This is a genomic window from Lunatimonas lonarensis, from assembly GCF_000390185.1.
Classification (GTDB): domain Bacteria; phylum Bacteroidota; class Bacteroidia; order Cytophagales; family Cyclobacteriaceae; genus Lunatimonas; species Lunatimonas lonarensis.
The window spans coordinates 1-22,282 of sequence record NZ_AQHR01000067.1; the positions used below are offsets into that span (position 1 = coordinate 1).

Below are 22,282 nucleotides of genomic sequence, written 5' to 3' on the forward strand. Positions count from 1 at the left end.
TAGTACCTGTAACTTTTGGTCCAACAAATGGGGAGTATTATACTATCCATCCGCTTTTTTGATGACCGTGAGGTACGAGTGCCTGGGATGAAGCTCAGGCTAAGTGGTGGTTTAGTGTCTTGGATGTGGTAGGTGTGCTCAATGAAGAGGCCGATTATGCAAAAGTCCGCAACTATTGGAAATACCTGAAAGCTAAACTTAAGAAAGAAAATAATCAGTTGGTTAGTGCCACTACCCAACTGAAGCTCATGGCAGCCGATGGCAAAAAGTACAAAACCGATATGCTGGATAGCGAAGGGGTCATTGAGCTATCCAAAAATTTCCCCAATACCAAGGCCTCTAGATTTTTAGACTGGTTCCTCTACAGCGATACTAGCCTTGATGGACAAAGCAAGAAAAAGGCCTATACCCTTTTTGAAAGTAATTTGATTAATGAATTTGAAGTAGGTACCACCAAGGGATTGCAACAAATCCATGCTTATCTGTTTGGTGGCTTGTATGAGTTTGCAGGTCAAATCCGGGAAAAAAGCATCTCCAAAGGCGGCTATCAGTTTGTATATGCCCAGCACTTAAAGAGCACCTTGCAGCAAATCGATGCCATGCCACAAACCACACTCGAGGAGATCATCTCAAAGTATGCTGAGATGAACAAGGCTCATCCCTTCATGGAAGGCAACGGCAGAAGTACACGGATCTGGCTGGATCTAATGCTGAAAAAACAGCTAAAAAAATGTGTGGACTGGAGCAAAATCAAGAAAGAAAACTACATGAATGCCATGGTCATCAGCACAGTGGACAGCAGTGTCTTGATGCACCTGATAGAATCGGCAGTTACCACCAAAATCAATGACCGGGAGATGTTTATGAAAGGCATTGACTATTCCTATTACTATGAAGAATGACCAAATCGAGTTAAGGTTGAAAAATACATAAGGGATCGATATCGTATCTATGTTGGTAAGGATGGAGAGACGATTTGGTTTGGCCGTGCTGTTTTTCCAGTTAAAATGCTGGTAAATTGCAGTATTAGTGTTTATCACGCAAATCCGGTAAAAGATATTTTTGAAACTGTAGATGATGTTTGATTACTATTGTACATAACAGGATGAAAGCCGGCCGGCAAATCAATAACTACAAAATCATAGAACCATTAGGGAGCGGTGGGTTCGGTCAGGTTTTTCTTGTGGAGGAAAATATCACGGGAGAATTGAGGGCCATCAAAAAACTCATTCGTTCAGAGAATAGCCAGGATGATATCATCCATGAAATAAGACAGGTCGCAAAGTTAAAGCTCTCTAATACGGTGATGTATTTTCATCACTTCTGGGAAGCAGATAGCCTTCATTTTGTAATGGAGTATTGTGCCGAGGGGACATTGCATGACAAAATCAGGGCCAAATCACAAGACCCCGATCAGTTACTGCTGTGGATAAAGCAGTTGGCACTGACCCTACAGGAAATTCATGATAAGGGAATAGTCCATAAAGACATCAAGCCTGTTAACATTCTCTTTTCAGATCAGACACCAAAGATTTCCGACTTTGGTATGGCCAATCGATATGGAGGTACCCGAAGTTACTTGAGCCCCCAAGCTCTTGTAGGTATGCGTAATACAAACGCTGATCCCAGGGAGGATATTTACGCACTTGGGGTTGTTTTGCTTGAAGCTTTGTTAGGACGTAATCCATTTAATGGAAAGTCTCTGGAGCAAATAATTCAGATGCATAATGACCTGTCGTACCCAGTAGAATCTTTGCCCTTGTGGCAACAAAGTGTTGTCTTAAAGGCCATAAGCAGACATCCCGAAACAAGATTTCAAACCATGCGGGATTTTGCAGAAGCACTTGAGTCAAAAGAAATACCTTTTATCATTAAGAAGGAAATTTTTGATGCCGGTTTGATCTCGGAAAAAATCAAGCATTTGATTAAAAGAAAGTCTTGGCTGAAAGCAGAAGCCTTGGTGGAATTTGCGGTTGAAAAATATCCTACTGTCTTACAGATTCTGGAAGTGGCAGGTAATTATTACTTGGACAGGGGTAAAATTTCCGATGCGATCCTATTGTTTGAAAGAGCGTTAAAAGTCAATCCAAGGCTAAATATTCAAAGACAACTAGGGGAAATACATCTTGAACAGGGAAGTTATGCCAAAGCAATGTCTCTTTTGTCAGACCATATCCAAAGATCTCCAACGGATTTGGAGGCTCAAAACCTGTTGTTAAAATGTTTCTTTTTGACCAATAGGCCGGAGGCTGCAATTAAATTAAGTGTAGAGTTATTAAAGGTATTTCCTAAGGATAAAGTCCTAAATGGTAACCTTGCACTGTTTTATATGCTTCATGAGATTACTGTTGAAGGGAAAATATTGGCTAGATGGGGAAATGATCAATCGGTTTTTGTTAAGTACAATTATTCATTATTTTTTGAACCGGAATCTGTGAGAAGCTATTCTTTGAAAGGCAGACCATTACTTCGATCAAAGCTATTATTTATGGAGCGAAGGTTTTTGGACATTGATCAGAAAAAATCAAAGCTAAGTATAGTGGATTCTAATTTGGCGGTCTTAAAGGGCAAAACCTTTAGTGAGTCAATTATTAAGATCGGTAGAGATGGGTATTACTTTAATGATATCTTGCTGTCTGGATCATCTGTGGTAAGCCGAAGACATGCGGTGATAGTCAATCAGCCAAATGAGGTTTGGCTTTATGATTTGGACTCATTTTCGGGGATACAGGTTAATGAAAAAAAGGTATTTGGTAAAATACAGCTGATCGGCTTAAGTAAGATACAAATCGGAGATCATTGGATGTTGGTGAATCCGGATGAGAGGAGGATAGTGTAAATCCCGATTACACTGACGCTACTGTTTCAAAGGTTTACACCTCAAAAGGTTTACACCTCCCAGACAAAGTCCAAGAAACCTGCATGAGCGAAGTTGCACCAAGAGATCATTCATGTATGTTCTGAAGATTTTAAAACCTTGGAAGCCGTATTGGCCGTAGGGTATCGGGTTAATTCTATCCAAGCCACGGATTTTCGTAAATGGCCACCACCACCCTCAATAAATTTATCATCAAAGGGTTTGTATTGGAAGACCAACCTTTAAAATGAGGTAGGAGCATGTTGCTCAAAGGATGCTGTGATTAATGATAGCTCTTGCCAAGAGGTTTCCCAATAATAAGGCGATGAAGTTTCTGGATTGGTTTTTATAAAACGAAACCAGCATTGACGGGCAAAGCGAGAAAAAGGCCTATACCCTTTTAGAAAGCGACTCACCGAGTTGGTTTCACAGGTAATGCCTCTAGCCTGGCAGCCCGCAACCACTCTTCCCTGTATTTCGGCTACCGTAAAAAACGCATAGGTAATTTAGGTGCCAACAGGTTAGCTTTGCCAGTTCCCATACGTTTCAAAACTTCGGAAAGACTGCTTGTATATCGGTTGAAGAAAATGCATCTTTAACCTCGAAGTAGATACGGTAAAGAAATTGAACCCAAAACCACCCTTGGAAACCCCATGATAACCAAAAATCATCTAGTCCCAGCTCTTCCGCAAATGAGGGGATGGATCCTTTTCGTGTTGCTAACTGCTTTTTTGAGCATTGGAGCCATTTCCTCGCTTCACAATCCTCAAAATGCCGATAATTCGGAAAAACCCCGCCGGGCCGAGCTGCTCTTCTTGGGGCACGCCAGCGAACACCATAACTCCGGGCTATATGCCCCCTGGCTGGCAACTGCTTTGTTTAGCCACGGCATCAACCTTACCTACACGGAAAAGGTAGAGGACCTGATCGGGGAAAACCTGAACAAATACGACGCATTGCTCATTTACGCCAATCACGAGGTGCTACCCAAAGAGCAGGAAGATGCCCTGAAGGCTTTTTTAGCCTTGGGAAAGGGGCTGATCCCTTTGCATTCCGCCACCGGCTGCTTCAAAAACTCGGACTGGTATATAGAGACCATTGGGGGCCAGTTTGCCTCCCACGGTGAGGGTGAGTTTGCCGCTACCATCGTAAACCCATCCCATCCGGTGATGAAGGGGATCACCCCTTTTACGACCTGGGACGAAACCTACGTGCATCAGCGCATCAATCCGGATATGGAATTGCTGATGGTAAGAGAGGAGAACGGGAAAAAGGAACCTTATACCTGGGTACGCAGGGTAGGAAAAGGGCGTGTGTTCTACACCGCTTTCGGACATGATGAGCGGACATGGAAGCAGCGGGGTTTTTTGGACCTCATGGCAAATGGCGTGAAATGGGCTATGGGAGAAGAAGTCGTTGCGTTGGTAAATGCGCTGAATATACCTCAGGTTTTCATTTACGATGAGCCTATATCGGATTTCACCAAGCGGTATGAGGTGCCGCGCATTCAGCCTGCGCTTACCGCCGGGGAATCCCAAAAGCTAATCCAGAAACCGGTAGATTTTGAATTAAGTCTTTTTGCCTCCGAACCGGATATCCAAAATCCCATCGCCATGGCATGGGATGAGCGAGGGCGGTTATGGATCGTGGAATCCGTGGATTACCCCAATACCTTCAAAGAAACGGACGGTGCGGCAAACGACCGAATCAAAATCTGCGAGGATACCAACGGGGACGGGCGAGCCGACAAGTTCACGGTATTTGCCGACGGACTGAACATTCCTACCAGCATGGTATTCGCCAATGGGGGCGTGATTGTTTCCATGGCGCCGGATTTTGTTTTTCTGAAAGACACCGACGGCGACGACGTGGCGGACGTTCGTGAAGTGATTATGACCGGTTGGGGCAAAAACGACACCCATGCAGGGCCTTCCAACCTTAGATACGGTTTTGACAACAAAATTTGGGGAGTTACGGGATACTCGGGATTCAATGGAACCGTCAGCGGAAAGCGCATGACCTTTCCGCAAGGGGTGTATCGACTCAATCCCGATGGTTCGAACTTTGAATACCTGGCCAGTTCCAGCAACAATACCTGGGGATTGGGCTTTTCGGAAGACAATAATGTATTTATCTCTACCGCAAACAACACCCATGCGGCTTACTATTCCATCCCTGCAAAATACCTGCAGCGAACCCTGCCGGCTCCTGGGGAAAACGATGTGCAGCCTCCGTTTCAGATTCAGCCCATTCAGAAAATAGATGGCCACTATGATGCCCACTCCATGACCCCCAATCTGCGGCAGGTGGACGTGGTGGGAGGGTTTACTTCCGCTGCGGGTATCAATTTCTACACGGCGAGGGATTACCCTAAGGAGTATTGGAACCGGATTGCCTTTGTAAACGAACCCACCATACGCCTTACACACAATGCCATCATTGAGCCGCATGGCGCGGGATTCCAAGAGAAAGACGGCTGGAACCTGCTGGCCAGTTCTGATGAGTGGTTTGGACCGGTGCATGCTGAGGTGGGGCCGGATGGGGCCGTATGGATTGCCGATTGGTACAATTTTATCATACAGCACAATGTATTTGTAGAGCGGCAGGCGCCCTCCCGGATGGTGTTGCCCTTTGAAGATCAGCCCCATGGACAGGGCAATGCCTTTCACAGTGAGCTACGGGACACCAATCACGGAAGGATCTACCGGGTAATCTACAAACATGCAGGAGACGCCAAGCCAATTAGTCTTTCGAAGACAAATCCCAAAGGGTTGGTAACAGCGCTTTCCCATACCAATCTGTTCTGGCGAATGACCGCCCAGCGCTTGCTGGTCGAATCCAAAGATAAATCGGTGGCCGCAGATCTTATTTCCCTGGTCAATGACCGAAGGGTGGACGAGATCGGTTTGAATGGCCCGGCCCTGCATGCGATCTGGACGCTTCATGGCCTTGGATTGCTTGACGGCAGTCATGCCGAGGCCTCAAAGGCGGTGACTGCCGCGCTTACGCATCCTGCGGCAGGCGTTCGGAAAGCAGCCATGGCTACCCTGCCCAAGACGGACGCTACCCTACAGGCCATTCAGCAGGCAGGACTCGATAAAGACAAAAACCTCAATGTTAGGATGCATGCATTCTTGGTGTTGGCTGAAATGCCCAGCACATCCTTGGTCGGGCAAATGCTTGCCCATGCTGCCCAAGATGCTGTCAATGCCCAGGACGACTGGTTGGTAAAGGCACTGTTTGCAGCTGCCTCATCCCATACAGAGGTTTTTGGCCGGGCAGCAACAGGAAGCAATACCTCTGCGCTTACGGCCCGGTTATTGGAAGGGGTGAAAGTAGAACGGTATGAACTTGGAAGGAGAAGCTATTTGCAGCATTCCCCATCTGTTGCCGGAAAGGAAATACAGGTACACGCATCCATTTCAGGCAGACGTGACGAACAGCCTTTCGGTGTGGTCATTGCTCATGGCGATGCGGAAAACGGTTACACCCTGTATGTGGAGGATGGTGTCTTGGTGTGGGAAGTGGTGCAGCGAGGAAAAAGTACCACGGTAAGCACGACCGACAAAACGCTTCCCGGCAGCTTTGAGGTGAAGGCAAGTCTTAACCGGAATGGCAGTGCGGCACTGTATGTGGATGATGTTCTGGTAGGAGAGACTACCGGCTTGTCACTTTTCCAGCAGGCATTACACCCCAGCGTACGGTCCGGTCGTGACCTAGGCGGTGCGGATAACGTGGGGAAATATGAAAAGGACTTTCCGTTTGAAGGGAACCTTCAGCAACTTATCCTGGAATTAAACTAACAAATCATGCATGTATTTTCGTTGAGCAGCGTCTTGATGGGGCTGGTAGCTTTTTATTTTTCTTGGATGCCGTTACCTGCGGATACGGATGGATTGGTAGCGGCTTTCGCGGCTTCAGAAATGTCCTTGTGCAGTTCCTCTGGGATCCTGATAGCCGATGCAGGATCGTCCCGCTTGACAAAAAAGCGAGGTGTGGTCGATTTTCAAAGTGATGCTATCACCATTTGGCTGGAGGTCGTTCCTGAGCAGATGAAGTTTGATCTGGATACCTTCGCGGTAAAGGCGGGAAAAAAGATTATCCTGGAGTTGGACAACCGGGATGGCATGCAGCACAATTTGTTGATTTTAAAACCCAATAGCCTTCAAAAGGTTGGTGAGGCGGCAGATGCCATGCTTCGGGATCCAAAGGCTTCGGAAAAGCATTATGTCCCCGATATGCCCGAAGTGTTGTTTGCCACCGAGATGCTTGGCCCCAACGATGTATACACCCTGAAATTTACCGCGCCCACCCAACCGGGCTACTATCCTTTTGTGTGCACGTTCCCGGGACATTGGCGAATGATGAATGGGGTGATGGTGGTGGAAAAGCCCTGAAATAATAAATTAACAAAAGACCCTTATGATGACACGATCCATTGAACTGAACCACGCCGGCCATTGGCGGGGAATGATTATTCTTGGCATGACGGCAATTTTATTGCTGTTTCTTGCAGTCTTTTCCGGTGCCCATGCAGATCCGCCAAAAAAGCCCATCCGGGTACTGATGGTAGGCGGAGGAGCCTCCCATGATTTCGACACATGGTACAAGGGTACCGATGTGCAGACGCTTTCTGAAAGGAATTTTGCAGAGGTAACCTACACAGACAATACCGACGAGGTGCTATCTTACTTGGATAAGATCGACGTGCTTTATCTGACCAACAATCAGCCCTTTAAGGATGCAAAAACCCGAGAAGCTATCATGAAGTTTGCCGAAAACGGCAAAGGCCTGGTACTTGGCCATGCCGCTCTTTGGTACAACTGGGCAGATTGGCCGGAATACAATTTAAAGCTTGTCAGCGGTGGATCACGTGGCCACGACAAATACGGCCCGTTTGAGGTAACTGCGGTCAACAAGAAACATCCCGTTATGAAAGGGGTACCTGCGAAGTTTACGTTAAAGGACGAGCTTTATTATCACAAGGTGGATCCCAACGGAGCGGGGATAGAGGTACTGGCCACAGCCAAGAATGAAAAGCCTGAGGCATATCCTTCCGTTTTTGTGGTGAAGCACCCCAATGCACGCATCGTTGGGATTGCGCTTGGCCATGACGGCGAGTCGCACGACCTTCAGGCATATAAGCAATTGTTAAGAAATGCTGTGCGTTGGGTAGCAAAGTAACTTTTCACAAATAATAAACACATCATACAATCATGAGTGACCAAAAAATAACCGTAGTAATCGTGGGGATGGGCTTTGGCAAAGAGTTTATTCCGATCTATCAGAGCCATCCAAATATCAAAGAGGTAGGTATCTGCACACGTAATCCCAAGACATTGGACGAACTGGCTACGCGCTTCAATCTCAATAGAGACCTTTGCTTTACCGATTTTGAAGAGGTGCCGAAACGCGACGACGTGGATGCCATCCATATTGTAACCCCCGTGCCGGAACATGCCAAAATGACCTTGGCCTCGCTCAATGCACACAAGCACACCGCGTGTACCATTCCCATGGCGATGACCGTGGAGGACTGCAAGGCCATCGTGGAAGCTAAGAAGCGAGTCAATAAGGTCTACATGATGATGGAGACAGCGTTGTATACCAGAGAGTTTCTTTATGGGCTAAACTTAGCTGATACAGGCAAGTTGGGCAAAATCCAGTTTGTACGGGGCTCCCATATCCAGGATATGAGTATGGAAGGCTGGGCTGAATATTGGAAAGGTTTCCCTCCCATGCTGAACGGCACCCATGCGATATCGCCACTGCTGAGAATCAACAACACAAAGGCTGAGACGGTAGTATGCCATGGTTCTGGGCGTTTGTCCGAAGATTTGGCCAAGCGATACGGTTCTCCTTTTGCGGTAGAGACAGCGACCTTTACGCTTAAGAATTCCGATGTGGTCGCTGAAGCTACCCGTTCCTTGTTCGATGTGGTGCGTCAGTACAGGGAGTCTTATGATGTGTACGGAACGAAAATGTCCTTTGAATGGGAGCAGCTGGCCGATGAGCACCACGTGGTATTCCCCGGAGGTGAGGATGCCGAGCGTATTGAGGTGCCCGATACGGATGAACTGCTGATCGAGCCAATCAAACATTTTACCAAACGCGAAAAAATCGACGATCCCAACCATGTATCGTTTCTACAGGGTGCAGGTCATGGAGGATCGCACCCGCACTTGGTACAGGAGTTTGTTGCAGCAATAGTGGAAGGAAGAGACTCCGCGGTGGATGCTGACTTGGCGGCCAACTATACCTGTGCGGGTATCTGTGCCCACGAATCGGCCATGAATGGAGGCAAACGTATTACCATTCCGGATTTTGAAGATTAAAATGCGCTCATCGTTCATTTCAGGGGTTCTTCTTTTGTTTGTTAGCCTCTCCGTTCTGGGTCAGGAAGTGTTCACCAATCCTGTCCGGGACGGAGCGGATCCCTGGGTTTTTGAAAAAGACGGCGAATATTACTACTGCGCAAGCCACGGTGGAGGGATTACTGTTTCCAAATCAACGAAGCTCACAGATCAGGGAGAAATGGTGCAGGTGTGGAAGTCCCCCGAATCGGGCTGGAACTCTGCCAATATTTGGGCCCCTGAAATACACCACATAGACGGGCGCTGGTTTATCTATTACACAGGTGGAAGTAAACCGGGAAGCCCCTTTATTCATCAACGCTCGGGCGTGCTTCGGTCTACCACGGATGATGCATTTGGCTCGTATGAGGATATGGGCATGCTGTATACAGGGGACAATATCCAAGATCCCCACTCGGTTGTGTGGGCGATCGATCTTACACCCTGGCACCACAGGGGACAATGGTACGCCATTTGGTCAGGCTGGGAGGAAAACCGGGATACGGATAAGACGGAACAGCACCTTTATATCGCTGAGATGAGTAATCCATATACCATTTCCTCTAACCGGGTGAAGCTCACCTCGCCTGTAGAGGCATGGGAAACCGGTGGGCCATTAGACCTGATCGAAGGCCCACAGATGTTAGAGCGGAACGGTAAGACCTTTATCATTTATTCTACCCGGGAGTCTTGGCTAAAGGAATACCGCCTCGGGCAACTGATCCTGAGGGATGGCTCCGACCCCTTGCTTCCTGAGAGCTGGGAAAAGAAGGGGCCTGTGTTTATGGGGACCAACGAAGTATTGGGGGCCGGTCATTGCAGCTTTGCCAAATCGCCGGATGGCACCGAAGATTGGATTTTATATCATTCCAAAAAGACCGAACAGCCCGGTTGGGATCGGGATATCCGTCTTCAACCGTTTACTTGGTATCCGGATGGGAGTCCCAATTTTGGCACTCCCCTGCCTGCTGGAGTAGCCATACCGGTGCCTTCTGGGGAGTAGTAAGGATGGTGGGGTGAATTATACCTTGTAGTACTCTACCAGTCTACCATCAAAGTTCGCCACTTTCTCCACCAGTGCTTGGCGTTGCTGTTCGTCCATCATCCGAAAAGTCCGGGCCAATTCAATTTTTTCGAGGAGCATTTCGGCATGGTCTGCGCCCGTCACCAAGGTACTTATCGGCATCGACCAGGAGAAATGCAGGGCTTCTTGGATCGATAGCACAGCCGGGACAATTTTCGGATTGTCGCCGTGGTTGAAGTGAGTGGTACCGCCAAAAAAACCACCGTTGGCCAGCGTTTTCATAGCTACCGGGGCAATTTGTTTTTCAGTAAGGATGGGCAATACATTGGTAATAAAGCTTTTGTAGTTAGGGTCAAATGCATTGATGGGCATCTGACAGGCCTCCATAAGGTCGGTGACCTCCAGCATGCGTAGGTGGGCCTTGTAGTCGGAGTGTCCGGAAAACCCGATATGCCGCACTTTCCCCTCTTTTTTTGCTTTTACCAGAACGTCCAAGACACCGTTTTTCAAGCGGCTGTCCACGTCGGATGGGCTGGTCACGGCATGGATATAATAGAGATCGAGGTAATCGGTATTCATCCGCTTTAACGTTGCCTCCAGATGGGATTGGGCTGTTTTGCCGTCACGGGCGGTTGTCTTGCTTTGAATGAAAGCAACCTCCCGGTATTTGGGAGCGAGAAAGCGTCCGTACTTGCGTTCACCTTCGCCGGCACCATAGGATTCGGCGTTGTCAAAAAAACGTACTCCGCCTTCGATGGCTTTATCGATGGTTTTCTCGGCTTCAGCATCGGTCATCCGTGCAATATGTGCCCCACCCAGTCCCAGCATGGTGATGGATTTGCCGCTTTTGCCAAATTTCCGCTGGGGCAATAGCTCTCCAAACCGGTCCTCCAGCGGGGAGGATGTTATTTCCCCTAGTTTTTGGGAAGCGTAGGGATGTACAGAGAGGGGAAGCATCATCCCTGCGGTCAGTCCGGCAAGGGATTTCAGGAATTCTCTTCGTTTGCTGTTTTCGTTGGTTGCCATGGTGTCTATTGTTTAGAGTTTAAACTGGATTCCACTGATTACGTTGATGCCCTGCATGGGATAGCCCTGTTCCACCTCGTAGGTGGTATCTGTCAGGTTATTGCCCGAGAGATAGGCCTGTATGTTGGAGGTTATTTGATAGCTTACCCGGAGGTTTGCGACTGCGTAGGATACTTCGGGCAGGGTTTGGTCTGGACTAATGGTCAGTCCAACCAAGTACTGAACGGAAGGCAGAAGCGTGATGTTGCCAAAACTGAAATAGGCCTGGGAGGTGATGTGGTGGCGCGGGGCGAAGAGAATGTTTGCGGGTCGGTCAAGGAAGCAATAATTGACAATCCATTCAGTTAGTTTATTTGGGGCGAACTTAAGCTGGGATTCGACACCGCGGTTCCTAAAGCTACCTGTATTCTGACCTCTAGGCGGTGTTTCCATGGGGTTGACTACAATCAAGTTACTGCCTTTGGAATAGAAAAGGTTTGCCTCCAGCGATAGTTTTTGGTCAAGGAGCTCTTGTACGAGCCCAAGTTCATGGCTCCAGAGCTCTTCCGGCCGGAGCGCATCGTTGGAGACAGGAAAGAGAAATAAGTCCACCACGGATGGACTCCTAAACGCCTTTGCGGAGGACGCTTTCACAATGGTTGATGGGCGCAGCTCCCAAGAGGCGCCAAATCCGGGCAAGGTAGCACCGCCGAATTGGGAATTGGCCACTTGGCGGATTCCCGCATTCAGGTGGATACGTTCACCTAGCGATTGCTGAACATGGATGTATACATCCGTTTCGGTAATCCAGTGAGCATCTCCCAGGCCCATTCGGGCCGGTGGGGGCAAGGATTCGTTAAAAGCGGTACCTCCAAAGCGTTTATAGTCCACGCCTACCGTTACCAGCTGTTTGGGTAGTAGGTCTAGGTTTTGATAGAAAGTAACACCCTGGTTTTGATCTTTGGATTCGAAGCCTGTTTCAAAGCGATGGTCGCCAAAATTGTGGTAGAGCAAAAGGGCTCCCGACGTACGTCCATGACTGTTTTGCAGGGACGTGGCCACCCTTCCGCGAAGGAATTCACGACGGTCATTCAGTAGTGGTGCACTTATCGGGCCGGGCTGGAAGTAATCTGCATCGGAGAGTTGCAATTCTGCGGAGATACGATAGGTTTCGTTTAGCTCATACCCGGTTTTCCAATAGAATGCAGTGTTTGCAAACCGGTCTGCTGCATCCTTCCTAAATCCTTCGGTTTGGTTTCTGTTAAGGGAAACCATGGAAAAGAACGATCCACTGCGATAGGCAGCGTGGGCACTTGCCAGTAACGTCCCATAGGAACCGTATCCTATACTGCCGTTTCCATGCCACCCATCCCGGTGGGTTTTTCGGGTGATAAGGTTGATGGCGCCACCCATGGCGTTGGAACCGTACAACAGGGAAGCGGCGCCTCGCTGCACCTCTACCCGTTCTATGTCAGATGCCATATAGGAGTCTGCTATGGGGTGGGCAAAGATGCCCATATACTGCGGTTGTCCATCGATCAGCACAAGCACCCGGCTATTGGGGGAGCCGCTGATGCCGCGAATACTGATGTTTCCGCCCGAATTAGGACCTACACCAAATCCGGTGGTGCCTCGATCGTTGAGAAAGAATCCGGGAATCCGTTGTACCAACGCAGGCAACACATTCAGCTCGCCGGAGCGTTCCAAGTCGGTACGGTCAACGATGCTTACCGCTGCAGCCACTTTGCGCAGTGGCATTTCTTGTCGGGTGCCCGTCACCACTACCGGATCCAAATCCATCTGGATGCTATCCGACTCCTGGGCCTGCCCCCAATAAAATGGAAGCACCAGCAAAAGCAAAATCAGTAAGTTAGCCTTCATTGAGCTGACTGGTTTTGTATTCATACCAAGGCCATGTAACGCATGTGTTCAATGTGGGCAGTAATACATGATCGGCTTTCCCCTTTAGAACGATGGTAGTCACCCGAAAGCCACTCAGTGCAGCTTTGACTACTCCAAGTGTTTTCCCGGTCACGCTGACATCATCCACCAATAATACGGCTGCTCCCGGAGATAACCCGTCGAGCCGGAGATCAGATAAGAAAGCGGGTTGAGGCCGTTGGGGTGTGTTGGTCTCGTCCCGGTAGTTTACCTGAACGGACCGAAAAGGAAGGCCTAGCTCATGGGCGATCAACATAGCGGGATAGATTCCGCCGGTAGCGATTCCCAGTACCAGGTCCGCTTGGGGGAAGGGGAACGCCCTTATGGCCTCGCAGATGCTTTGGAGACTCACGGTTGGTTTCGCCGTGCTCGAAGTAGGTAGTTTCTTCGAAACCGAGCCTAGCACATCCTCGCTCATGTGTTCCTGGGAAAAAAACGAACCAACAGTAGGTTGATGATTAATAGGATCAGTATCCCGAGTGCGCCGTTTTGCAGTGAATTTACGAAAAAGTCAAAGGGAGCTATCGGCAGAATTGGGTAAATGACGAGCAGTGCTGAGGAGAAAATTTTTGCTCCTAGGTAGCTGAGAGGGCCTGCTGCCCATTTAAGTGGGGAAGAAATTAGAAACAGCGCTATGATGGCAAATAGGATTACCTCCAACGTGAGGATATACATTATACCTGGTTGAGGACTGCCCGTGAGCAAAAAATTCAGCAGAGGTGCCAAAACGGATACGGTTAACGCGATTCGCCATGTACTTGTCCAAAGAACAATCAGTGGGATGTAAAACATGGGCAGAAGAAAGGCACCGATAGGTATTCCGTTATGGGGAGGAATCAGGTGCACCACTATAGGGCAAAGGATTGCCAAGGTGAGCCAAACAGCGGTAGTTTTTACGGTGCTTAGGCGTAGGGATTGGTTTAGTAATGCTTGCATAGGACTAGCTCGTTACGTTTGTTGGGAAAGATAGAAAAAATACCCCGAATAGTCAACGCTTTGGTTTTGAATGGCTTTATTGGCTATATCCCCGGACTAAAATTAAGGGTGGGGCGGTTCCCAAATACTGGCACCAATGTAACGCTCTGGCCCAGTAGCCTGATCGTTGAAGTAATAAAGTATCACGAGCTTTCCGTCGGGTCGCTGAACCATGCGTGGATAACCCATGTCCCGATTCGCTCCATCCGCTCGGATAATTTGGTCTTCTGACCATGTTTTGCCTTTATCCGCACTGATGCGGGCTTTGATGGCGTAGGGCTCCGCGCGGTGACCGTATATGAGGCAAAGCCTGCCGTCGCTCATCTGAAGCAATGCAGGAGGGTTTCCAATGCCGCAATCTGCGACAGGATCTATTTCTTGGAGCCAGGTTTTTCCCTTGTCCAGTGATCGATACCCGGCAATAAAGCGGCGGTCTTCTTCCCGCCTGCGCACTGCCACATAGAGCTCGTTCTCCCCCAGTTTGACACTTGCGGGCATGATGGCAAATCCTTCCGGTTCCTCTCCGATATGGGACAAAAACGTCCATGTAATGCCTCCGTCGATGGTGTGTAGTGCCGCTGGTCTGCCTTCCCTTCCGTTTGCTTTGGCGGTGGTGACAAATAGGATAGCCTCCTGCTCACCGTATACTTGGTAGTCTGTTCTTGCCGCCATACCGGGGGTGCCAAAACTGGGTAATAGGTGTGGCCCAGCCCAGGTCTTTCCCCGATCATAGGAGTACCAAAAGCGGGATTGGCCGGCGTGAATGTTGTCCGTTCTTACGGTCAACGCAAAATCAGGATGTGTGAAATTGATGGGGCTTTGCAGTGGAATAGGCTTTTCGGGAAGCACGTCGGTACGGGGTTGCCCATGAAACACCCCATTGTTTGGAAGCAGGAGGCTTCCTTTTGCGCCCGGGTCTTCGATTGTCCAGGAAATGCCTCCGTCCACGCTTCTGGCCAATAAGTGGCGTTCTGTCTTATTTCGGGCCAAGTGGTGGCGTTCTTCCCCCAGATCCTCATAATCTCCCTGTGCAAACCCTACGAGGATTTCGTTTCCCCAATTCCAAGCTCCCCAATTGGCAGGCCAGCCACCAAATTTTCCTTCTTCGTGGTACACGTTGACATGTACGGGGTTTGGTTGCCCGAAGATGGGCAGGGAAACGAGTAATAGGAAAAGGAAGAGGAATAGGCAGCGCATGGTGAATTTTGGGGTTTTAGGATATACCCCATTTTGGCAAAATGGGCCAAGGTAGGTTCTTTTTTCGCCCAAAGTTAGTTGTTGTTTTGCTACAATAAATGAAACCGTAGGTTGAAATCTATCGGATTGAGCGCTAGGTTCAGGCTATTGTTTTTTTGATAAAAACTGACGTCGGTTCTTGTCCCGCCAGTAAGGAAATTTGTTTGTGAAAGAGGCTGTAAATAGATAGGTAATTCGGTAATTTTGGCATTGTAATTGTCTTTCGAAGTAGTTGCCGAATTGATTTATCATGACATCGGATAAAATCAGGATACTACAATCCTACCTGAGCCTATTTTTAATACTGGTGACCTGTATCAGGGCACCATTGGGCGCAGCATATTCCCATTTTTCAGAGGAGGTAGGCACCCATTCGCAATCGGCCTTTATAGCACTGCCAGATACTTCGATTGCTGCCACGGTAGACAGCCCCATCATTATGGGGGCAGAAGTTACAGGTAAAGCGCCCCGCGTACAGTTTCTTTCGTGGGGGATTCCGCTTTTCGGTGCCGGAGTACACCTTGAGCGAGCCCTGCGTCTCTCCCTTGTCAGTCAATGGTTGAGGTGCTCTTTGACGGTTCCGGAGTACAGTGTCCGGGAGATGAAATTCCCCACCCACTATTTTTGGTGATTTTTGGTGAATAGTTAAGCGACGGCAGGTACAAAACCCCGTTCATTTTGATTCTTTTCTCTAATCTGCCAACCCGTTCTATTCCCGAACAGGGTGGCGTTACCTATTATAAAAAATGTTTACAATTGATTATGTTTCATTGGCAATAGCCGCTGTGCTTATAGCCTTGTTTATTACCCCTTTATACCTTCATGTACGTAAAACGAATCGAAGCAAGGCAGATGCTTTGCGCCGTCTTCATGATTTCGCATCCTCCAAAGGCTGGTTGTTGACAAATTCGGAGATATGGAGAAACCGGTATTTTATCGGGTTGGATGAGATGAATCTGGGATTGGTTTATTCCAACGACATCGGCGACCATTCAGCCATTGCGGTTCCACTGAGCGAAATCCAGCGTGTTCGCGTGATAGAGCGGTCTCACCGGGTTTCTATCAATACGGAAAAACGAAAGGTCATTGATGCCATCGATCTCCAACTTATTGGGAAAGATGGTAATGTGTTACATGAGCTTGAGATCTACGATGGAAACAGGTACTCTGATTTGGACGGGGAATCGGTGTTGGTGGGAAAATGGGAGGGTATGCTAAAGAAGGTTTTTGAGTCGTCGGTGAAGAAAATTCCAATAGAGTAGCGGGAAGCGGCAATGAGTAGCGGATAGGAGGTATTTCGCCATTGCGGTAATTTTAGTTTATTACTCGTTTCTTCATGTACTGCGAATACCAAACTTAACAGAAGGGGGCATGGCCCCCTTTTTTCTCGTTCAAGGTTAACCAACATCATCAACAAAAACAGCAGGCCATAGATGCATCCGTATGCTTTTCTGGCATTTCTGATCCCAATTTTAGTAACGTTATGCGGGGTATTGACACCTTACTTTCTTGGGGTTATTAGCCCATAGTTTGCCGTTGGCGGCTAGTTTAAATATCCATAAGCTCGGGCAAACAAGGATTTTCCGGTTTTGTTTTATTTCTCGTTGGATAAAAGAAAGTACATAAATTGTATTTTTTCGAAAATGACGCCAATCCCCTTTGGATGTTCTTTTATAGGCGTTTTGGCAAGGCAAATATTTTGAATATTGGTGATTCAAACAATTATAAATTTTTTTAAATAGGTGTATTTAATTAGAAAAATTTAATGATTAATCTTTTAAAACATTTAAAAAATAAATATTTTTGACTTCAATGTTTTGATTTGTTGTATTTCCGTGTCTATTTATTAAAAAAACATCTCAATTGAAAGGCGTTTTGTCAAAATCTATTCAGCTGAGTGCCAGTTATCTAATGGATGTTCAAAAACTGCCCTATTTGGGACAGTCTGATCATTATACTGATTAATACGCTTAACTAAACTAAACTAACAATTATGAAAAAAGAGTTAACTATCTCTTTTGGGATGGTACTGATGCTTTTTATGAGCATGCAGGCCTACTCCCAAACGCGGACTTTGACGGGCACCGTCACTAGTCAGGCGGACAGGATGCCCATACCGGGTGTTATGGTGTTTGAAAAGGGTAGGCAAACCGGTACTACCACAGACATGGATGGGAGATATTCCATTAGTGTGGACGAAAGCACGGTATTGGTTTTTTCCTATATCGGATTTGCCAATCAGGAGTTTCCGGTGGGCAATCGTTCTCAGCTGGATGTTGCCCTTGTCGAAGAAGCAAGTGAGCTGGGAGAGGTCGTTGTCACCGCGTTGGGTTTGACCAAAGAAAAACGTAAACTCGGCTATGCGATTACCACTGTGGGCAGTGACGTGATGGACAAAGCCCGCGAGCCAAACGTAGCCAACTCGCTGATCGGTCAGGTGGCCGGCTTGGTGGTAAAAGGAACCAATAGTGGACCGCAGGGGTCATCCAATATTGTACTTAGGGGTTTGCCCAGTATTTCAGGTACGGGTTCTCCGCTATTTGTTATCAATGGTATTCCCATGGACAATACCCAGCGAGGAGCAGCCGGACAGTGGGGTGGCGCAGATAACGGGGACGGTATAGGAAACCTTAGCCCGGACGATATTGAGTCGATGACCGTACTGAAAGGCCAGGCTGCGTCTGCCTTGTATGGAGCAAGGGCCTCAAACGGTGTAATCCTTATTACGACGAAAGGTGCCCAAAAAGGAGATGACTGGTCCCTTTCCTATAACCTCAACGTAATGGCTGATCGGCCTATGGATTTTACCAATTTCCAGAATGAGTACGGGCAGGGCAGACTTGGGCAGCGGCCTGTAACCGTCGCAGATGCCCGAACTACCGGAAGGTTTGCTTGGGGAGAACGTATGGGAGGTACAGTGATCGGATACGATGGAAACATGTATCCCTACGAACCTGCCAGCGAAAACTACCTGGACTTCTATAACATAGGTACCAATGTGACCAATACGGTGGCCGTATCAAAGGGAATTGGAGATAGTGGTGCCTTTAGAATGTCGGTATCAAACGTGGCTTCCAACTCGATTGTGCCAAATAGCGGGAATGACCGGTTGAGTATCAACTTAAACGTCGATCAAAACATCACAGATAAGTTTAACATCTCTGCGATGATCAACTACATCGATCAGAAGAGTACCAATACCCCATTCCTAAGTGACGGACCTCGAAACCCAAATAACTTCTTGTTCCTTGCCCCGAACATAGCTCCCAGCATATTTGCACCCGGTTACGATGAATTCGGAAATGAAATCGTATTCAGCGATGACATCTTTGTGACAAACCCTTATTTTATCACCAATCGGGGCATCAATAATTTGGGTCGAAAGCGAAATATTTCTGCGCTGTCAGCAACCTACACTTTCAAGCCAAAGACCTATGCCATGTTCAGGGTCGGTAGCGATGTGTCCAACGATGATTTCTTTTCGGTAGAGCCTAGCGGACTTGCCTATACTTCCGACCTTCAGGGTAACCTAAACGGAAGAGGCTTGTCTACCCGGTCTGAGCTGAACATCGACGCGCTGTTTGGGTCGGAAGTGAGCCTGACCAATGATATTGAACTGGATGCGTTGGTTGGAGGAACTTTCCGAAACAACCGGTTCGAGACAGTAGGTGTTGGAGGTAATAGGTTTGTGATTCCCGAGCTGTATTCTCCCTTCAACGTGGAGGTGTTTAACAGGTCGTACGGATTTAACGAGAGGGAAGTGCTTTCAGGGTTTTATTCCATGGCTTTCGAGTACAAGGATTTCCTTACCTTGACGACTACCGGTAGGTATGATATCTATAGTACCCTGCCCGTGGACAACAACAGCATCTTCTCGCCATCGGTAACGGGCGCTTTTTTGTTTGATAAGTTTTTGAACATCCCAGCCCTGGATTTCGGTAAGTTTAGGTCTTCATATGCCGTGACAAGTGGTGAACCTTTCGATGCCTATCAAACCCAGTTCTACTACAGTTCGGCAAATTCGATCAATGGAGTCGCTGCGGGTTCGTCGCCTCTTGGTCTTCCCAATCTGTTTCTTCAACCGTTTACCACGGATGAAATCGAATTAGGGCTTGACCTGAGCTTTTTCAACAACCGGTTGAGCTTTGATATCGCCTATTTCTCCAAAACTACCCGTGACGAAATCATGAATGCAAACTATAGCATTGCATCCGGATTCAGTTCGGCAGTAGTGGCCACCGGTTCCGTCAATAACCGCGGATTGGAGGTTCTGGTGTCCGGTACACCTATTCAGAACTCGGTATTTACTTGGAGAACCTCGTTGAACCTTACCAATGTTCGAAACGAAGTCTTGAGTACCAACCTGGCCAATACGCCCATTAACCTAGGAGAAAACAGGGCCACATTGGGTAATGCTGTCACCGCGTATGTGCCAGGCCTGCCAGGACCCCAAATTAGGGCCTTTGACTACCAGTATGACGCCAATGGCAATATTATGGTAGACGAAGCCGGCCTTCCGCTTCGTGGAGAGCTGAAGAATTGGGGATCGGTACTTCCTACCCATTTCGGCGGATGGAATAACGAATTCAATTACAAAGGACTGTCCTTTTCCTTCTTGATTGATTATAACTTTGGTAATAAGGTATTGTCTGCCACTGAGTTCTACTCCCATTTCAGAGGGTTGCACCAAAACACCCTAGTGGGAAGAGAAGGAGGAGTGACTACCAACGGAATCACGGCACCTGCTGAAAACTACTACCAGGCCCTTGTGCAGAATGTGACCAAGACCAGCGTGGTAGACGGCGATTTTATCAAATTGCGTCAGTTGACTTTTGGATACACCTTCCCCGATGCTTGGTTCAATTCCGTTCCTGTGTTTAAAGGATTGACGGCGTCGATTGTAGGACGAAATTTGGCGATCCTGTGGAGAAAGGCTGAAAATATCGATCCGGAAGCAACCTTCGGTTCCAATATCAATTTCTTGGGAATTGAAGGCACCGCCCTTCCCCCTGTTCAATCTATTGGATTCAACCTTAATTTTAAAGTGAACTAACCATGAGAAAGTATATAGGTTTTTTTCTTGCCAGTTGTCTCCTGCTTGCCACATCCTGTGACGAGCGGTTTCAAGAAGTAAATACCGATCCCAATCGTCCCGGTCCGGAAGTATTCGATCCCAATCTCCTTCTTCCGACTGCCTCGTTTGGGTATGGCGACCTCATTACCGGGTACACCGGGGCCATTCTCTTTCAAAGCATGTGGATCCAGGCTTTTGCATCCACTTCAACCGGAGGGGCCAATTACTATTCCAATGGCGACAAGTACGTCATTTCAGGGAGTACGATTTCCTATATCCAAAATGCATGGATTACCGGATTCCAGACCGCATCCCGCATCAACCAATTGCAGCGGCTTGCACAAAGTAGGGAGCTGACGAATTTGAATGCGGTGGGAGGTATCTTTAGGGTGAATATTCTGTCCTTTTTGGCGGATATCTACGGAGACATTCCCTTTTCGGAGGCCCTCAGAGCGGAAGAAGGAATCATGCAGCCAAGGTACGATAGCCAAGCCGATGCCTATATTGGTATGTTGACTATGCTGGAGGAGTCAGTCAATGCGCTCAATCCCGCGGGGGATCCTATCCGAAATGACATTATTTATGGTGGTGACATAGAAAAATGGAGAAGGTTCGGCAACTCACTGATGCTCAAAATGGCACTGCGATTGGTAGACGTTGACCCAACGTTGGCACAGACCTGGTCGCAGCGGGCGATCGCCGGAGGCGTATTTGAATCTGCCGATGACGACGCCTTGGTGCCATCTGATGAAGCAAATGGGTACGCCAATTCCAGCGCAAATGCACTAAACGTGCCAGATGACACCTACGAGGTACGTTGGTCTAAGGTGATGATCGATTACCTTAGGGCCAACAACGATCCCCGACTGCCCATCGTGGCAGAGGTGCCTCCTGCCGGCCTTGCCGCCAACCGAAATGGGGTAGTAGTAGGGAACAATGATCCTGCAATCCAAATTGGGCTTCCAAATGGGTTCGACATGGCTGGCGGTCAATTTGATATCACCAATCACCCGGACTTTCCCGGCGCAACCGGTTCGGGCAGCGACGTGGCGTTAATCGGAGCCTATTCAAGACCTACCTTTATCTACCGGGACAGGGAAGCGCCTGTGTTTATTTTGACTTATGCTGAAACCCAATTGTTGTTGGCTGATGCGGCAGTTAGAGGGCTGGTTCCCGGTTCTGCGGCTGATTACTACCGAAATGGGGTGGAAGCTGCCATTACCTCCATGGGTAAGTTTGGCGGGCCAAGTGTTTCAGCGTCGGTTGCGGCAAATCATGCAATGACCAATACCCTTGACATCAGCTCGACTGAAGCTTCGCTGCGCATGATCAATGAGCAAATTTGGGCCACTACCAGTCTGTTTGCAAATTTTGTGGAGGCCTGGAACAACTGGAAACGATCCGGGTACCCCGAATTGACGCCTGTCAACTTCCCAGGGAACTTCTCTTCAGGACAGATTCCTCGTAGACAGCCCTTCCCGGCCAGTGAGACCGGCGTAAACGATGAAGCCAGAAACAGTGCAGTGGCACGTATGGGCGGAGACACCTGGTTGACCAGGAAATGGTGGGACGGCGGTAATTGATAGACCGTTCGAAAAAAGTAGTAAATGGGAGGCTGAATTGAATCGGCCTCCCATTTTATGTTTTGGTGGCAGGGAAATGGCTTCGGTTCTCTTTTTAAGCATGTGGTTGGTTACCGGGAACCCATCTTGGATTTCGGTGTCCGGTTTTTTGCCAAAACCCTCATCAAGATCCTTGAGTGCCAAGTTTGATTATAATACTCCCCATTTGTTGGACCAAAAGTTACAGGTACTAAG

Annotated in this window: 16 protein-coding genes; 11 read left to right on the plus strand and 5 right to left on the minus strand. The window is 48.1% G+C overall.

Annotation, left to right across the window (positions count from 1 at the left end):
- The first annotated feature begins 125 nt into the window (after window positions 1-125).
- The 7 genes from fic to ADIS_RS11070 all read left to right on the plus strand — a co-directional run bounded on the left by fic (window position 126) and on the right by ADIS_RS11070 (window position 10,213).
- Window positions 126-902 carry a protein adenylyltransferase Fic gene (gene fic / locus ADIS_RS11040; protein WP_238325425.1) on the plus strand — a complete coding sequence of 259 codons (777 nt, stop codon included), beginning with the start codon at window positions 126-128 and terminating at the stop codon, window positions 900-902.
- 203 nt (window positions 903-1,105) lie between these two features.
- Window positions 1,106-2,839, plus strand: a complete 1,734-nt coding sequence (locus ADIS_RS11045) for an FHA domain-containing serine/threonine-protein kinase (RefSeq protein ID WP_010854579.1) — start codon at window positions 1,106-1,108, stop codon at window positions 2,837-2,839.
- A 710-nt stretch (window positions 2,840-3,549) separates the two neighbouring features.
- Entirely contained in the window at window positions 3,550-6,660 is a 3,111-nt protein-coding gene (locus ADIS_RS11050) for a PVC-type heme-binding CxxCH protein (RefSeq protein WP_010854582.1), read from the plus strand.
- Window positions 6,661-6,666: 6 nt separating this feature from the next.
- Complete coding sequence (locus ADIS_RS11055) at window positions 6,667-7,254, plus strand: plastocyanin/azurin family copper-binding protein (RefSeq protein WP_010854583.1); 588 nt, start codon at window positions 6,667-6,669, stop codon at window positions 7,252-7,254.
- A gap of 25 nt (window positions 7,255-7,279) precedes the next feature.
- Entirely contained in the window at window positions 7,280-8,041 is a 762-nt protein-coding gene (locus tag ADIS_RS11060) for a ThuA domain-containing protein (protein WP_010854584.1), read from the plus strand.
- Window positions 8,042-8,073: 32 nt separating this feature from the next.
- Window positions 8,074-9,192, plus strand: coding sequence for a Gfo/Idh/MocA family protein (locus ADIS_RS11065; protein WP_010854585.1), 1,119 nt, complete (start codon window positions 8,074-8,076; stop codon window positions 9,190-9,192).
- Window positions 9,182-10,213 carry a glycoside hydrolase family 43 protein gene (locus ADIS_RS11070; protein WP_202900577.1) on the plus strand — a complete coding sequence of 344 codons (1,032 nt, stop codon included), beginning with the start codon at window positions 9,182-9,184 and terminating at the stop codon, window positions 10,211-10,213. The genes ADIS_RS11065 and ADIS_RS11070 overlap by 11 nt, the downstream gene beginning before the upstream one ends.
- An 18-nt stretch (window positions 10,214-10,231) precedes the next feature.
- Here the strand turns inward: ADIS_RS11070 and ADIS_RS11075 are convergent, their stop codons facing one another.
- The 5 genes from ADIS_RS11075 to ADIS_RS11095 form a co-directional block, all read right to left on the minus strand.
- Window positions 10,232-11,260, minus strand: coding sequence for an aldo/keto reductase (locus tag ADIS_RS11075; protein ID WP_010854587.1), 1,029 nt, complete (start codon window positions 11,258-11,260; stop codon window positions 10,232-10,234).
- A gap of 12 nt (window positions 11,261-11,272) precedes the next feature.
- Window positions 11,273-13,120, minus strand: coding sequence for a TonB-dependent receptor (locus tag ADIS_RS11080; protein WP_010854588.1), 1,848 nt, complete (start codon window positions 13,118-13,120; stop codon window positions 11,273-11,275).
- A complete protein-coding gene (locus ADIS_RS11085) occupies window positions 13,110-13,598 on the minus strand; it encodes a phosphoribosyltransferase (RefSeq protein ID WP_035805642.1) in 489 nt (162 codons plus the stop codon). The genes ADIS_RS11080 and ADIS_RS11085 overlap by 11 nt, the downstream gene beginning before the upstream one ends.
- Window positions 13,595-14,116, minus strand: a complete 522-nt coding sequence (locus tag ADIS_RS11090; protein WP_010854590.1) for a hypothetical protein — start codon at window positions 14,114-14,116, stop codon at window positions 13,595-13,597. Before ADIS_RS11090 ends, ADIS_RS11085 begins: the two co-directional genes overlap by 4 nt.
- A gap of 102 nt (window positions 14,117-14,218) precedes the next feature.
- A complete protein-coding gene (locus ADIS_RS11095; RefSeq protein WP_155907389.1) occupies window positions 14,219-15,352 on the minus strand; it encodes a sialidase family protein in 1,134 nt (377 codons plus the stop codon).
- Between the two features lie 289 nt (window positions 15,353-15,641).
- Here ADIS_RS11095 and ADIS_RS11100 point away from each other — a divergent pair, with 289 nt between their 5' ends.
- The 4 genes from ADIS_RS11100 (at window position 15,642) to ADIS_RS11115 (ending at window position 22,048) form a co-directional block, all read left to right on the plus strand.
- Complete coding sequence (locus ADIS_RS11100; protein WP_010854592.1) at window positions 15,642-16,022, plus strand: hypothetical protein; 381 nt, start codon at window positions 15,642-15,644, stop codon at window positions 16,020-16,022.
- 115 nt (window positions 16,023-16,137) lie between these two features.
- The gene (locus ADIS_RS11105) at window positions 16,138-16,653 is read left to right on the plus strand and encodes a hypothetical protein (protein WP_035805644.1); all 516 of its coding nucleotides are present in this window, start codon (window positions 16,138-16,140) and stop codon (window positions 16,651-16,653) included.
- Window positions 16,654-17,384: 731 nt separating this feature from the next.
- On the plus strand, window positions 17,385-20,444 hold the full coding sequence (locus tag ADIS_RS11110; RefSeq protein ID WP_010854595.1) for a SusC/RagA family TonB-linked outer membrane protein: 3,060 nt from the start codon (window positions 17,385-17,387) through the stop codon (window positions 20,442-20,444).
- A 2-nt stretch (window positions 20,445-20,446) separates the two neighbouring features.
- Window positions 20,447-22,048 (plus strand): SusD/RagB family nutrient-binding outer membrane lipoprotein, encoded by a 1,602-nt coding sequence (locus tag ADIS_RS11115; protein ID WP_010854596.1) that lies wholly within the window; start codon window positions 20,447-20,449, stop codon window positions 22,046-22,048.
- Window positions 22,049-22,282: the final 234 nt, after the last annotated feature.

Bases quoted from the DNA above. Each gene is read 5' to 3' on its own strand.
- ADIS_RS11045 (WP_010854579.1), top strand. From the start codon at position 1,106: ATGAAAGCCGGCCGGCAAATCAATAACTACAAAATCATAGAACCATTA.
- ADIS_RS11050 (WP_010854582.1), top strand. From the start codon at position 3,550: ATGAGGGGATGGATCCTTTTCGTGTTGCTAACTGCTTTTTTGAGCATT.
- ADIS_RS11055 (WP_010854583.1), top strand. From the start codon at position 6,667: ATGCATGTATTTTCGTTGAGCAGCGTCTTGATGGGGCTGGTAGCTTTT.
- ADIS_RS11060 (WP_010854584.1), top strand. From the start codon at position 7,280: ATGATGACACGATCCATTGAACTGAACCACGCCGGCCATTGGCGGGGA.
- ADIS_RS11065 (WP_010854585.1), top strand. From the start codon at position 8,074: ATGAGTGACCAAAAAATAACCGTAGTAATCGTGGGGATGGGCTTTGGC.
- ADIS_RS11075 (WP_010854587.1), bottom strand. From the start codon at position 11,260: ATGGCAACCAACGAAAACAGCAAACGAAGAGAATTCCTGAAATCCCTT.
- ADIS_RS11080 (WP_010854588.1), bottom strand. From the start codon at position 13,120: ATGAAGGCTAACTTACTGATTTTGCTTTTGCTGGTGCTTCCATTTTAT.
- ADIS_RS11085 (WP_035805642.1), bottom strand. From the start codon at position 13,598: ATGAGCGAGGATGTGCTAGGCTCGGTTTCGAAGAAACTACCTACTTCG.
- ADIS_RS11090 (WP_010854590.1), bottom strand. From the start codon at position 14,116: ATGCAAGCATTACTAAACCAATCCCTACGCCTAAGCACCGTAAAAACT.
- ADIS_RS11095 (WP_155907389.1), bottom strand. From the start codon at position 15,352: ATGCGCTGCCTATTCCTCTTCCTTTTCCTATTACTCGTTTCCCTGCCC.
- ADIS_RS11100 (WP_010854592.1), top strand. From the start codon at position 15,642: ATGACATCGGATAAAATCAGGATACTACAATCCTACCTGAGCCTATTT.
- ADIS_RS11105 (WP_035805644.1), top strand. From the start codon at position 16,138: ATGTTTACAATTGATTATGTTTCATTGGCAATAGCCGCTGTGCTTATA.
- ADIS_RS11110 (WP_010854595.1), top strand. From the start codon at position 17,385: ATGAAAAAAGAGTTAACTATCTCTTTTGGGATGGTACTGATGCTTTTT.
- ADIS_RS11115 (WP_010854596.1), top strand. From the start codon at position 20,447: ATGAGAAAGTATATAGGTTTTTTTCTTGCCAGTTGTCTCCTGCTTGCC.